The sequence below is a fragment of the bacterium genome (assembly GCA_016873475.1).
In the GTDB taxonomy this organism is placed as follows: Bacteria; Krumholzibacteriota; Krumholzibacteriia; order JACNKJ01; family JACNKJ01; genus VGXI01.
The window spans coordinates 1-11774 of the sequence record VGXI01000095.1; the positions used below are offsets into that span (position 1 = coordinate 1).

The window sequence follows — 11774 nt, forward strand, 5'->3', positions numbered from 1 at the left end:
GGGGTCCGGCCCGGACGAGCTGGAGGATGGCCTCCGGCCGATCGATCTCCATCAGCACGGGATAGGGCAGGTCCGCGGCTGCGAAGGCGGCCTCGATGAGTCCGCGGCTCACCGAGCGGCGCGGGTAACTGATCCAGCCGAGCTCGGCGATGGCGGCCGGGGTGGGTCGGGGCCCCAGGCTCGCCAGCAGCTCGGCCGGCGCGACCACGGCGAGGGGGTCGTCGCGGAAGGGGCGGCCCTGCAGCCCCGCGGGCGTCTCGGCGGCGAGCACGAAGGCCAGATCGAGCGTCCCCTCCCGCAGCGCCGCGGTCAGGGCGCGGCTGCCGTCCACGCGCACGGAGATCGCCAGCGCCGGGTGGGCGCGCTTGAAGGCGCGCAGCGGGTCGGGCAGGTGGTAGACGGCCGCCACGTCGACGGCGCCGATGGCCAGGCGCCCGCTCAGCAGTCCGCGCAGCTCGACGATCGCCTGCCGGCCCTCGGCGAAGCGCCGCAGGATGTCCCGCGCGATGGGCAGCAGCAGCTGCCCCGCCGCGCTGAGCTGAAGCTGCCCGCTGCGGCCGGCGGCCGGCCGGTGCAGCAGCGGCTCGCCCAGCTCCTCCTCCAGCGCCTTCAGGGCCTGGCTCACGGCGGACTGGGTGACGAAGAGCCGCCCTGCCGCAGCATGGAAGCTGCCCGCCTCCACGACGGCCAGGAAGCACTCGAGTTGGCGTCTTTCCATGGGCAAGCCCCGATTAGCAGGTCTTATGTTGTCGATTACTACAATGAGTTGGAGTGATTGGTCAAGAGGCGCTATCCTGGCCCTCGTCCCTTTCCGGAGGTGATCCGCAATGAGCACGAGCCCCCGCTCGATCCAGCCCGCCCGCGGCAAGCTGGGCGTTCTCACGCCCGGCATGGGCGCCGTGGCGACCACCTTCTACGCCGGCGTCGAGCTGGCCCGCCGCGGCAAGGGGCGTCCCTTCGGCAGCCTGACGCAGATGGCGCACATCCGCCTGGGCAAGCGCACCGAGAACCGCAGCCCGCTGATCAGGGACTTCGTGCCGCTGGCGGCGATGGAGGACCTCGTCTTCGGGGGTTGGGACATCTTCCCCGACAACGCCTACGAAGCCGCGCTCAAGGCCGGGGTGCTGCCGAACGAGCAGATCGAGGCCGTGAAGGACTTCCTGATCGGCATCAAGCCGATGCCGGCGGTCTTCGACCAGAAGTGGGTGAAGAAGATCGATGGCCCGAACAAGAAGAAAGGCGCGAGCTGGATGGAGCTGGCCGAGCAGCTGCGCGCCGACCTGCGGGCCTTCAAGCAGGAGCACGGCTGCGATCGCCTCGTGATGGTCTGGTGCGCGAGCACGGAGGTCTTCCTCAAGCCCGGCCCGGCGCACGAGAGCATCGCCAGCCTCGAGCAGGCGATGCGGCAGAACGATCCCACGATCGCGCCGAGCATGGTCTACGCCTATGCGGCGATCATGGAGGGCGTGCCCTTCGCCAATGGCGCGCCCAATCTCACGGTCGACATCCCGGCGCTGGTCGAGCTGGCCCGCCGCGAGGGCGTGCCCATCGGCGGCAAGGACTTCAAGACCGGCCAGACCCTGATGAAGACGATCCTCGCGCCCGGCTTCAAGAGCCGCATGCTCGGCGTCAGCGGCTGGTTCAGCACGAACATCCTCGGCAACCGCGACGGCGAGGTGCTGGACGATCCCGACTCCTTCAAGACGAAGGAAGAGAGCAAGCTCTCCGTGCTCGACACCGTCCTGCAGCCGCAGCTCTACCCCGAACTCTACGGCGACCTCTATCACAAGGTCCGCATCAACTACTACCCGCCGCGCGCCGACAACAAGGAGAGCTGGGACAACATCGACATCTTCGGCTGGCTGGGCCTGCCGATGCAGATCAAGGTCAACTTCCTGTGCCGCGACTCCATCCTCGCGGCGCCGATCGTGCTCGACCTCGCGCTCTTCATGGACATGGCGAAGCGGGCCGGCCTGAAGGGTATCCAGGAATGGCTGAGCTTCTACTTCAAGAGCCCGCAGGCGGCCGCCGGCCTCTACCCGGAGCATGACCTGTTCATCCAGCTGATGAAGCTGAAGAACAACCTGCGCCACCTGATGGGCGAGGACCTGATCACCCACCTCGGCACCGAGTACTACGACTAGGCCCTGCGTGCGGCAATCGCAAGGGTGAGAGGGCCCCGGGGGACGACTCCCCGGGGCCTATCCCGTCGTCGCCAGCCGGCCGCCGGACCTTGACGGCCGCTGGCGGGCCCCGCTAGCTTGCGCGCATGGACCGTCGCCGCCTCCACCCGGCCGCCGCCGCCCTGGCGCTGGCCCTTGCTGACGCCCCCGGCCGCGCCGCCGAAGCGCCGCCCCGTATCGTCTTCACCGAGACCAGCCACGACTTCGGCGAGGTCGAAGAGGGCGCGCAGCTCACCCATGTCTTCCGCTTCCGCAACGAGGGCAGCGGCGTGCTCGAAGCGAAGGGCGGCTGAGCCTGCCCGGCCGTGCTGGTCAGCGCGGTGGACGATGCGGCCAGCGGCGGCGAATGGATCCCGGGCCCCGTGCGCCTCGGGCCGGGCGAGGAGGGCGAGGCGCTCGTCACGCTGACGCCGCTCGGCTTCGGCCGCTGGGCGAAGGTGCTCACGGTCGCCAGCAACGATCCCGGCCGACCCAAGACGCGCCTGAGCCTCTCCGCCACGGTCCGCAGTCGCTTTCTCGTCGAGCCGCGGGTGTTCTCCCTCGGCGAGCTGACGGCGGGCACCGACACCCTGCTCGTGGCGACGGTCGCGCCCCGGCCACCGCAGGCCCTGCGCCTGCTCGCGGCCGCGATCAATCCGGCGCCCGGCGCCGATCCGGGCGAGGAGGCGGCGCGTTCCGGGGCGCCGGCGGGGCGGGGCGAGGCCTCGCTCGCCGTGCGCCTCTTGCCGCCGCCCGCGGCCGCTGCCGTCGACAGCGGCGCCTGGCGCGTCGAGATCCGGCTCCTGCCCGAGGCAGCGCCGGGTCCCCTGAACGAGAGGGTCGTGCTGAGCACGGACGACCCGCAGGTGCCGGCCATCGAGCTGGCCGTGCTCGGCGAACTCCTGCCCGGGCTCGCCTGCCCCGCACGGCTGGAGATCGACGCGCGCTACCACGGCATCGGCGCCTCCGGCAGCCTCGAGATCCGCCGCCGCAGCGGCCCGCCCTTCCGGATCACCGCCCTCCACCTCGAGGATCCCTACCTGCGGGCCGAACTCAGCACCCTGACGCCGGGGGAGGTCTACGCCATCACCGTCACGGTGCCGCCGGACATGCCGGCGGGCGTCTACCGCCCCTGGCTGCGCGTGGAGACCGACCGGCCGGATCAGCCCCTGCTGCGCATCCAGACCGAGGTCCGCATCGGCCAGCCGGGGCGCGGCGGGGGCCGCGCGCCCGGCGCCGGGGACTACTAGGCGGGAGTCGCGCGGCGGGAAAGCCGCTCCTGGGGCCGAAAAACGGGCCTTGCGGCCGCATTTCCGCTTCCAATCGCGGCCCGGCGCGCTATGATCGGCGCCGTGACGGAAGCGGCTTGTCCTTCCGCGAAAACGCCAAGGAGACCATTGCAATGGCAGTCAAGAAGACGACGAAGAAAGCAGCCGCGCCCGCGGGGATCAAGCCGCCGACGCGGAACGAAGTCTACCGCAGCGTCGCCGAGAAGACCGGCATGACGCGCAAGGACGTGGTGCTGGTCTGCGACGCGCTGACCGACGTGATGTTGAAGTCCGTCAAGAAGCACGGCACCTTCAATTTCCTCGGCCTCATGAAGATGACCCTCGTGAAGAAGGCCGCCGTCAAGGGCGGCAACCTCATCCGCAATCCCTTCACGGGCGAGATGGTGCCCCAGAAGGCCAAGCCGGCGTCGCGCACCGTGCGCATCCGCCCGCTCAAGGCCGTCAAGGACATGCTCTAGTCTCTCGCCTCGTGCGAGGATGCTGCGACCCCCGGCGCTCCTGAGGCGGTGCCGGGGGTCGTCGTTTCCACCCCGCCGGATCGCGGCTATACTGAGGGCGGCCGTGGAGGTGTCCAATGCGCGCTACGCTGCGCCGACTGGCACTGCTCGTCGTTCTGCCCTTTCTGCCCGGGCCCGCGCGGGGCGAAGCGCCGCCGGCGCCGACGGCCGATCCCACTGCGCGCGAACGCGCGGAGATGGTCCGCCGGCAGATCGAAGCGCGCGGCGTGCGGGATCCGGCGGTCCTGGCCGCGCTGCGGACCGTCCCTCGCCACCGCTTCGTTCCCGCCAGGCTCGCCGACGAGGCCTACGCCGACCATCCCCTGCCGATCGGCGCGGGCCAGACGATCTCCCAGCCCTACATCGTCGCCCTGATGACCGAACTCCTCCGCGTGAGGCCCGGCGATCGCGTCCTCGAGGTGGGGACGGGCTCGGGCTACCAGGCCGCCGTCCTGGCTGCGCTCGGCGTCGAGGTCTACAGCATCGAGATCATCGCGAGCCTCGGCCGCCAGGCCGCCGAGCGCCTGAGCGCCCTGGGCTACGAGCGAGTCCAGGTGCGGATCGGCGACGGCTATCGCGGCTGGCCCGAGGCAGCGCCCTTCGCAGGCATCCTGGTGACGGCGGCGCCGGACCACGTGCCGCAGCCGCTGCTCGACCAGCTTTTGCCCGGCGGCCGCCTCGTGATTCCGGTCGGCGAGGGCATCCAGGAGCTCCAGGTGCACCGCCGGGCGCTCCAGGATGGGCCCACGGGCCCCGTCTTCGAGCGGGAGAGCGTCCTGCCCGTGCGCTTCGTGCCGATGACCGGGGAGGCCGAGCAGCGCTAGGGTCGCGCGGCGGGCGGCCGCCGGCCGAGTAGCGCGGTGGCTTGCGTCCGCGCCGCTGGCGGTCTTATCTATCGAGGCACGACCGCCGACGCGAGGAGGACGACATGTCGCGCTCCCGGCGCATCGCAGTGGCTCTGGCGCTGAGCCTGGCTGCGCTCGGCGCCGCCAAATCCACACCCGAACCGGTCGAGGATGCCGACGTGAAGTACAACGCACTCACCGAGCAAGAAGCCCGGGTGATCCTCCACAAGGGCACGGAGCGCCCGGGCAGCGGCGTCTACGAGGACTTCTGGCAGGCGGGCAGCTACCTCTGCAAGCGCTGCAACGCGCCGCTCTATCGCGCGAGCAGCAAGTTCGACGCCGGCTGCGGTTGGCCGAGCTTCGACGACGAACTCCCCGGCGCCGTCCGCCGAGAAACCGACGCCGACGGCCGGCGCACGGAGATCCTCTGCGCGAACTGCGGCGGGCACCTCGGCCACGTCTTCCTCGGCGAGGGCTTCACGGCCAAGAACACCCGGCACTGCGTCAACTCGCTCTCGCTGCAGTTCGTGCGTGAGGGCGAGGAGCTGCCGCCGGTAATCACGGCGGAGACGCGGGCCCCTTGAAACGCCGCGAACTAGCCCCAATCCGGCAAAGCCGGCGAGCTTCACCGAGCGCATCGCGCCGGTTGCCGAGCAGCTGCGCGCCGCCCTGCTGCCCCTCGTCGACGCCATCACGGTAGGCATCCAGCGGCCGAGCCGGCTGACCCGCGAACTCGGCATCGCCAAGAGCCTCGCGAGCCGCCTGGTCCAGGCGCTTCGCTGCAGCGAGGCCCCCACGGACTACCTGCTCGCGGGCTCGGCAGCGCTCGCCGCCGAGGGCGTCGAGATCGTCCGCCGCGGCCAGCACACGATCTCCACGCTGGCCGAGAGCCATGCCGCGATCGCCGAGGCTCTGGACCTGAACTCCGGGAGAATCCTCCGCCGCGGATGGCGACGGCGCGCGAACGCGCTTCAGAACGAGTCGCGGGCCAACCTGTTGAACTTCCCGGTTCGCCTGCTCGTGCGCGACCAGCCGGCTTACGGTCGCCAGCTCGCTGCGATCTTCGCGCGCCTTGGCTGGGACCCCGAGGAATTCCGCGGCTACCGGAGCCAGATGCTCTACCCGGTACCGATGATCACCATGACCTGGTGGTTCCCGCTGCCGCCGGCCTAGCGTTCGCCCCGAAACCGCGCGAGCTGCTCCTTGAGATAGGCGTCCTCTGGGTTCAGCTCCAGCGCGCGCGTCTCCACCTCGATCGCCTTGGCGGTCTCGCCCCGCCGGAACAGCACCTCGGCGAGGGTGTCGAGGATGTTGCTGTCCTTCGGCTCGAGCGCGACGGCCCGCTGCGCGGCGATGAGCGCCGCCTCGAGGTGGAGGTCGTGGGTGGCCGCGAACCAGGCGAGCGCGTTGAGGGTGCCGGCGTCGGCGTCCGGGCGCTCGACGGTGCGCAGGAGCAGGAGGCCGACGCGCTCGCTCTCGCGCCGCGCACCGGCGGCGTCGCCCTTGGCCTGGAGCCACTCGGAGAAGCGCAGATGCGCCTGCACCAGTCCCTGCGCCTCGTAGAGCGTGAACAGGCGCCGCAGCTCGGCGATGGGCAGCGGGTGGTCCTCGACCCGGATGTCGATGTAGCGCTCGGCGTACTCGGGATAGTCCGGGTGGACGCGCGTCACGAGCAGGGCCGCCGACTGCTGGCCGCGCGAGTCGCCGCCGGCCGCCTGGCCGGCTTCGAGCGCCGCGATCAGGCGGTCGCCCAGCTCCCGGCCCTTGCTCTCGCTGAAGGCCCGCGCCATCTCGGCGACCACGGCCGGGCCGACGAGGATGTTGCCCTGGCAGCTGAAGGAGACGCCCTGGGCGTCTCCCGCCCAGTGGCTGCAGCCGGGACCCGTCCAGGCGGCGACCCCGCCCGTCGCGTCGACGATGGCGAGCTGCCGCAGATCGCGCCCCGCGTCCCGCGCGATCAGCGTGTCGCGCGCGGCGGTGGCGTCCAGACCGGCGGCGAGCAGGCGCAGCCCCTCTGGGCCGAAGGACTCGTTCGACTGGGCCTGGGTGGCGATGGCACCCACGCCGCCCCGGGCCCAGGCCACCCGCGGCCCGACGCCGAAGACCTTCGACTGCACGGCGACGCCCAGCTCGCCCGTTTCCGGGTCGTAGGCGACGATCGAGAAGGTGGCCGCCGCGGGGACGGCGAGGGCGAGCAGGGCGAGGGCGAGAACGAAGCGGCGCATGGCGACCTCCGGGCCTGAGTGCGCCGAGCAGAGCACGGAGTGCCATCTCCTCGCAAGCGATGGTCCGGTTGCTGCGGCACTTCCTGCCAGCTCAGGGTGACTCGCCGGTAGTCGCCGGCAGTACGGTGAAGACCCGACCGCGTCCTGCTCGCGCCCGCGCCGGATCGATGCTCCAGAGCCGGCGCTCCTCATCGAGAACTTCAACGCTCAGCCGGTAGTCGCCGGGGTCGAGCTCGCCGGTGTCCAGGACGAGAGAGATCTCCGCGCGGTCGCCGTGCCCCAGCTGGCTGAGTGTCGTCGCCGCCGAGGCCCGGCCGCGTGCCTGGATGGCGGTTCGCAGTGCGAAGCGATGCTCGCGACCCGGCCCCTGGCCGAGCCCATAGATCTCGCAGACGAGGGCGATCGCCTCGCCCTGCCGGAAGCGGCGGGAAGGCGCGGGGCGTCCGGGTTGCAGCTGCTGGTCACCACCGGTGTCGACGCGGAAGAGCGACAAGTCGCTGATTGCGAGCGAATCGGGTGGGAAGGTGGGGACGCGCAGCGAGTCCTGGTGAATCGCCTCCGCCGGGCCGCCACGGTCGAGGACCTGAACCGTCAGGAGGTAGTCCCCCGGCGACACGCAGCGCTCGATCAGGCCGGTGATCGAGCTCTGCTCCCGCCAGGCAGGCACGGGCAGCTCCCAATCGCGGGAGCTGCTCGCACGGATCCGCCGCTCACGCGGATCGACGAGGGCACAGGCCTCCCGGAATTGCCAGCGGCGATCCCCGGCGACACTGTCGACGAGCGCCGCGAGGCCTTCACCGGGGAAGGCATAGTAGAGGCGAAGCAAAATGCCGCCGCCGCGCTCCTCAGGCGCACGATAGAAGTCCGCGCTGACCGCGATGGGCACGCGCGGTCCGGGCGGCTGGTACTCGTAGCGCTCGAGCTGGGTGCGGTCGCTGGCGTCTTCAGCGCGCGCGAGCATCTCCGCCATCGTGGCTTGGCTCCCCGACAGCGCGAGGAATAGCCCTTCGCGAGACGCATCCATGCCGCTCGGGGTGAAGAGGCCGCTGTTGCTGAAGCTCTGGAAGGCGAAAAGTCGGTCGTCCATCCGCCAGACCTCGACGGGTGGCTGGTAGCCTTCCTCGCTGACATCCGCTTCGCCGATGAGGGCGCCATCCGGTTCACCGCCCAGGACGAGCAAGCGACCGCGTGCGTCGTAATAGGGTGGCTTCGGACTCGCGAAGCGCCGACGGGCCTCGGCGAGGCGTCGCACGTGCTCGAGTCGTCGCTCGTTCTCGGGTGTGGTCGGCACCGGATCGCGTTGCGCCCAGAATGCCGACTGCCAGCCGTCGAGCGCCGCCCAGCTCTTGAGGCGCCCCAGGGCCTCCAGATCCGCCGGCGACAACAGCGCCTCGAGGTCGTTCCAGGTTGCCTGCAGCGCGAGGCGCAGCGAGTCGGGCGCGCCATCGTCCGGGAATGCCGGGTGCACGATCGGCGGCCGGTAGGGCAGGCCCTCCCGCACGGCCAGATTCAGCTCGCGAATGTCCGGTCCGCAGGTGACGCCTGCCAAGACGAGCAGGAGACCCACGCAGCTTCCCACCGCACGCATCCCCAACCTCGTTTCCGGGGCGGGCGAAATCTACCCCGCGCGGTCCGCCGAGGCAAGTGCGACGCGATGATGGCTCGCCGGCCGCGGCGGCCATCGCCTACTTCAGCAGTAGTAAGCGCTGCCTGTCGCGGCGCCCCGCGGCCTCGAGCCGCGCCAGGTAAACGCCCGCCGCGACCTCGCGGCCCGCCGCATCGCGGCCGTCCCAGTCCACCTGCTGACGGCCGGCCGGCTGCAGCCCGTCGACGAGGCTGCGCAGCTCGCGCCCGGCGACGTCGTAGATCGCCAGCCGTGCGCGCCCCGCGGCGGGCAGGTCGAAGGCGATCGTGGTCTTCGGGTTGAAGGGGTTGGGGAAGTTGCCGGCGAGGCCGAAGGCCGCGAGCGGCGTCTCGCCCGGCGCGCCCGTGGTCGTCCAGGGCTCGCCGAAGAAATGCTCGAGGACGAAGTCGACGTTCGTGCGCAGGGCGCCGAAGTCCATCCGGTATGGCCGCCCGGCGAGATAGACGAACCGCCCGCCCTCGGGGCGATGCGAGCCGCCGCCCGGCGGCTGGGCGTGCACGCCGACGCCGCGGGCGCTGCCGAAGCCCGAGGTCACCCGGAAGAGCAGCGTGCTGTTCGGACCCACGGCGGTCGAGAAGACATCGACGAAGCTCTGCGTGCCCGTGAGCGGAATGTTGATGAGCCCGGGGTAGACGGCCAGGTAGTTGCCCAGGGTGCCGCTCCCGTTGAAGGTGATGCCGAGGTAGTTCGCGAGGGCGCCGCTCAGGAAATCCTCGCCCATGCGGCTGATGAGCAGCACGTTGCCGCCCACCTCGAGGTAGGAGAGGATGGGCGTCTCCTGCCATTTGGGCAGATCGCCGTTGAAGTTGTTGCCCACCCAGACGACCGTCGAGTACTGGCCGATCACTTCGGCCGGCACGCTGCCGTGCCCGAGCGGTGGCGGGAGACTCACGGGATAGCCGCCTGCCGGCGCGGGGAAGGTGTCCCAGAAGTCGAACGCGTTGTCGCCCCAGAAGGCGCCGGCCAGGTAGGCGTTCTGGATGTCGGGCGAGTAGGTCGCCCAGTCGACGCCGTTGACCACCAGGATGCCCGCCGCGAAGGTCGGGTTGTTCACCGTGGTCTGCACCTGGCGCAGGATCCAGTGATCGGGGTCGAGCGCGACGCTCTCGACGGTGCCGGCCACGTCGAGCGCGTAGCTCTGGCTGGCCAGGCTGTTCTCGACGGTGAAGTTCGTCACGCCCAGGTCCGTCGTGACCCGCAGCTGGATGGGCATCGTGAACAGGCCCGTGTTCGTCTGGATCTGCTCGACGTCCACCTGCACCCCGCCGGGGATCGCCGTCCAGGCATAGCGGTAGACGGGGAAGTACTCGCCGTAGACCCACTGCTGGAAGAAGGCGTCCAGATCGCGGCCGCTCACGCCCTCGAGCATGTCGCGCAGCTGCTCGGTGGTGGCGCTGCCGCCGCCGTACTGCGCGCGGTAGGCGGCGAGGCCGGCGAAGAAGTCCGCGTCGCCGAGGGCGCCGCGCAGCATGTGGACGATCCAGGCGCCCTTGTCGTAGCTGAGATTGCCGTCGAAGATATTTTCCGTGTAGGGGTTCTCGACGAACACCGTGCCCGGGCCGTAGTAGGCCATGCCGTCCATGTACTGCTGGTAGGCGGCCGCCCCGCCGAGCGACTCGTAATAGACGGCCTCGCCCCAGCTCGCGAAGCCCTCGTTGAGCCAGATGTGGCCGAAGTCCGCGCAGGTGATCTCGTCGCCCCACCACTGGTGGGCGAGCTCGTGGGCGATCACGCTCTGCCACCAGCCGCCCAGGCTCGTGCAGGTCTGGTGCTCCATGCCGCCGCCCCAGGGGAACTGCGCGTGCCCGTACTTCTCGGTCACGAAGGGATACTCGCCGAAGCGCGGCACGAAGGCCTCGAGCATGCCCACGACCTCGGCGTTCGGCCCGGCCGCGTTGCCCACGTCGTCGGGGTAGACGTAGAAGCGCACTTCCATGGGGGCGCCGCCGCCCAGAGGCGTGTACCAGTCCGAATTCACCGCATAGGGGTGGATTGCCAGCGAGACGAGGTAGGGCACGATCGGATAGTTGGAGTACCAGTGGAAGGTCCGCGTGCCGTTGCCGTTGTTCACGTCCGAGATGAGCTTGCCGTTGGAGGCGACGATCAGGTTGCTGGGCACCGTGACCTTGATGCGCATCGTCTCGGCCTTGTCGGTGTTCAGGTCCTTGCAGGGCCACCACTGGCGCGCGCCGAAGGGCTCGCTCAGGGTCCAGATCATCGGCTGGCCCAGGTGGCTGTCCCAGCCGAAGGCCTCGCCGCCTGGGTTGCCCGTGTAGTTCACGACGACCTCGATCTCATCGCCGTTCGCATAGGCATGGTCGAGCGTGACTCTGAGCAGGCCGGCGCTGTGCGTCCAGGCGACGGGCTGGCCGCCCGCCGTGCAGGCGGTGACGGTCATGCCCGTGGCAAGGTCCAGCTCGAGCGTGCTGATCGCGGCGCCCACGACTGTCGCCGTGATGATGTTCGTGCCGGTGAGCGTCTGGGTCGTCGGGTTCAGGTTCAGCGCGAGGTCGTACTGCCGGACATCGTACTGCTCCTGGTTGACGGTGCGCTCGAAGAGCGCCAGGAGCTGCCGCTCGGCGTTGCGCTGCTTGAGTTCGGCCTCGCGGGCGCGGGCGGCGCGGCTCTCCGCGAGCCGGGCCCTGAGGTCGAGGTCGAGGTCGGCCGGCGCGGCGAAGGCCGTGGCGGCGCCGATGAGGGCGCAAGCAAGGGCGACGACGGGCGTGAGCGTACGACGACCGGGCATGGGGACACTCCGGGGCTCGAGGGCGAAGGGCGGTGGCGAAGCACAAACGCGCGGGCCGGAACGCTGCCGTCCCGGCCTCAACGTTGGGATTTCAAGGATAACACATTGCCCTGCTCGTGCGCCAGTTTGTGGCAGGCGCTGCAGAGGGTGACGAGATTCTCGGCCGCGTTCCCGCCGCAGGCTGCGCGCGGCAGCCGACGGCGTCGGCCTCGGCGCCGCGCCGCAGCCTTCGGCCCGCGCGAGCTTCGGGAAGGTTGTGCCGCGGAAATTGTGTCAATCAGGTTCGCTCGGCTTCGCCCGCTGCCGATGGCCATCGTCTCAGCTAGCGTACCGGAGTCGATGCCCGCGGTTGATGCCCAGGGCCG

11 protein-coding genes are annotated in these 11774 nt (G+C 70.7%); 6 read left to right on the forward strand and 5 right to left on the reverse strand.

Features of this window, described 5'->3' with window-relative positions; translation table 11 throughout:
- The coding region (locus tag FJ251_09005; GenBank protein MBM4117867.1) for a LysR family transcriptional regulator at positions 1–892 on the reverse strand (892 nt) is incomplete at its 3' end.
- Here FJ251_09005 and FJ251_09010 point away from each other — a divergent pair.
- The 6 genes from FJ251_09010 to FJ251_09035 all read left to right on the forward strand — a co-directional run bounded on the left by FJ251_09010 (position 828) and on the right by FJ251_09035 (position 5377).
- The gene (locus FJ251_09010) at positions 828–2144 is read left to right on the forward strand and encodes an inositol-3-phosphate synthase (GenBank protein ID MBM4117868.1); all 1317 of its coding nucleotides are present in this window, start codon (positions 828–830) and stop codon (positions 2142–2144) included. The two genes, FJ251_09005 and FJ251_09010, sit on opposite strands and share 65 nt — an antisense overlap.
- Before the next feature lie 125 nt (positions 2145–2269).
- On the forward strand, positions 2270–2476 hold the full coding sequence (locus tag FJ251_09015) for a DUF1573 domain-containing protein (GenBank protein ID MBM4117869.1): 207 nt from the start codon (positions 2270–2272) through the stop codon (positions 2474–2476).
- A 12-nt stretch (positions 2477–2488) separates the two neighbouring features.
- On the forward strand, positions 2489–3412 hold the full coding sequence (locus FJ251_09020; protein ID MBM4117870.1) for a hypothetical protein: 924 nt from the start codon (positions 2489–2491) through the stop codon (positions 3410–3412).
- A 152-nt stretch (positions 3413–3564) separates the two neighbouring features.
- The gene (locus tag FJ251_09025) at positions 3565–3909 is read left to right on the forward strand and encodes a DNA-binding protein (protein MBM4117871.1); all 345 of its coding nucleotides are present in this window, start codon (positions 3565–3567) and stop codon (positions 3907–3909) included.
- Between the two features lie 116 nt (positions 3910–4025).
- On the forward strand, positions 4026–4772 hold the full coding sequence (locus FJ251_09030) for a protein-L-isoaspartate(D-aspartate) O-methyltransferase (GenBank protein MBM4117872.1): 747 nt from the start codon (positions 4026–4028) through the stop codon (positions 4770–4772).
- A gap of 104 nt (positions 4773–4876) precedes the next feature.
- Positions 4877–5377 carry a methionine-R-sulfoxide reductase gene (locus FJ251_09035; GenBank protein ID MBM4117873.1) on the forward strand — a complete coding sequence of 167 codons (501 nt, stop codon included), beginning with the start codon at positions 4877–4879 and terminating at the stop codon, positions 5375–5377.
- Here FJ251_09035 and FJ251_09040 read toward each other — a convergent pair.
- The 4 genes from FJ251_09040 to FJ251_09055 all read right to left on the reverse strand — a co-directional run bounded on the left by FJ251_09040 (position 5352) and on the right by FJ251_09055 (position 11409).
- Complete coding sequence (locus tag FJ251_09040) at positions 5352–5687, reverse strand: hypothetical protein (protein MBM4117874.1); 336 nt, start codon at positions 5685–5687, stop codon at positions 5352–5354. The genes FJ251_09035 and FJ251_09040 overlap by 26 nt on opposite strands.
- Positions 5688–5962: 275 nt before the next feature.
- On the reverse strand, positions 5963–7210 hold the full coding sequence (locus FJ251_09045) for a DUF1028 domain-containing protein (GenBank protein ID MBM4117875.1): 1248 nt from the start codon (positions 7208–7210) through the stop codon (positions 5963–5965).
- Complete coding sequence (locus FJ251_09050; GenBank protein ID MBM4117876.1) at positions 7110–8606, reverse strand: GWxTD domain-containing protein; 1497 nt, start codon at positions 8604–8606, stop codon at positions 7110–7112. Before FJ251_09050 ends, FJ251_09045 begins: the two co-directional genes overlap by 101 nt.
- 97 nt (positions 8607–8703) lie before the next feature.
- Positions 8704–11409 (reverse strand): hypothetical protein, encoded by a 2706-nt coding sequence (locus FJ251_09055; protein ID MBM4117877.1) that lies wholly within the window; start codon positions 11407–11409, stop codon positions 8704–8706.
- Positions 11410–11774: the final 365 nt, after the last annotated feature.

Coding starts and splice junctions, on each gene's coding strand:
- FJ251_09030 (MBM4117872.1), top strand. CDS start 4,026: ATGCGCGCTACGCTGCGCCGACTGGCACTGCTCGTCGTTCTGCCCTTT.
- FJ251_09035 (MBM4117873.1), top strand. CDS start 4,877: ATGTCGCGCTCCCGGCGCATCGCAGTGGCTCTGGCGCTGAGCCTGGCT.
- FJ251_09040 (MBM4117874.1), bottom strand. CDS start 5,687: ATGGCTCTCGGCCAGCGTGGAGATCGTGTGCTGGCCGCGGCGGACGAT.
- FJ251_09015 (MBM4117869.1), top strand. CDS start 2,270: ATGGACCGTCGCCGCCTCCACCCGGCCGCCGCCGCCCTGGCGCTGGCC.
- FJ251_09025 (MBM4117871.1), top strand. CDS start 3,565: ATGGCAGTCAAGAAGACGACGAAGAAAGCAGCCGCGCCCGCGGGGATC.
- FJ251_09045 (MBM4117875.1), bottom strand. CDS start 7,210: ATGAGGAGCGCCGGCTCTGGAGCATCGATCCGGCGCGGGCGCGAGCAG.
- FJ251_09055 (MBM4117877.1), bottom strand. CDS start 11,409: ATGCCCGGTCGTCGTACGCTCACGCCCGTCGTCGCCCTTGCTTGCGCC.
- FJ251_09010 (MBM4117868.1), top strand. CDS start 828: ATGAGCACGAGCCCCCGCTCGATCCAGCCCGCCCGCGGCAAGCTGGGC.
- FJ251_09050 (MBM4117876.1), bottom strand. CDS start 8,606: ATGCGTGCGGTGGGAAGCTGCGTGGGTCTCCTGCTCGTCTTGGCAGGC.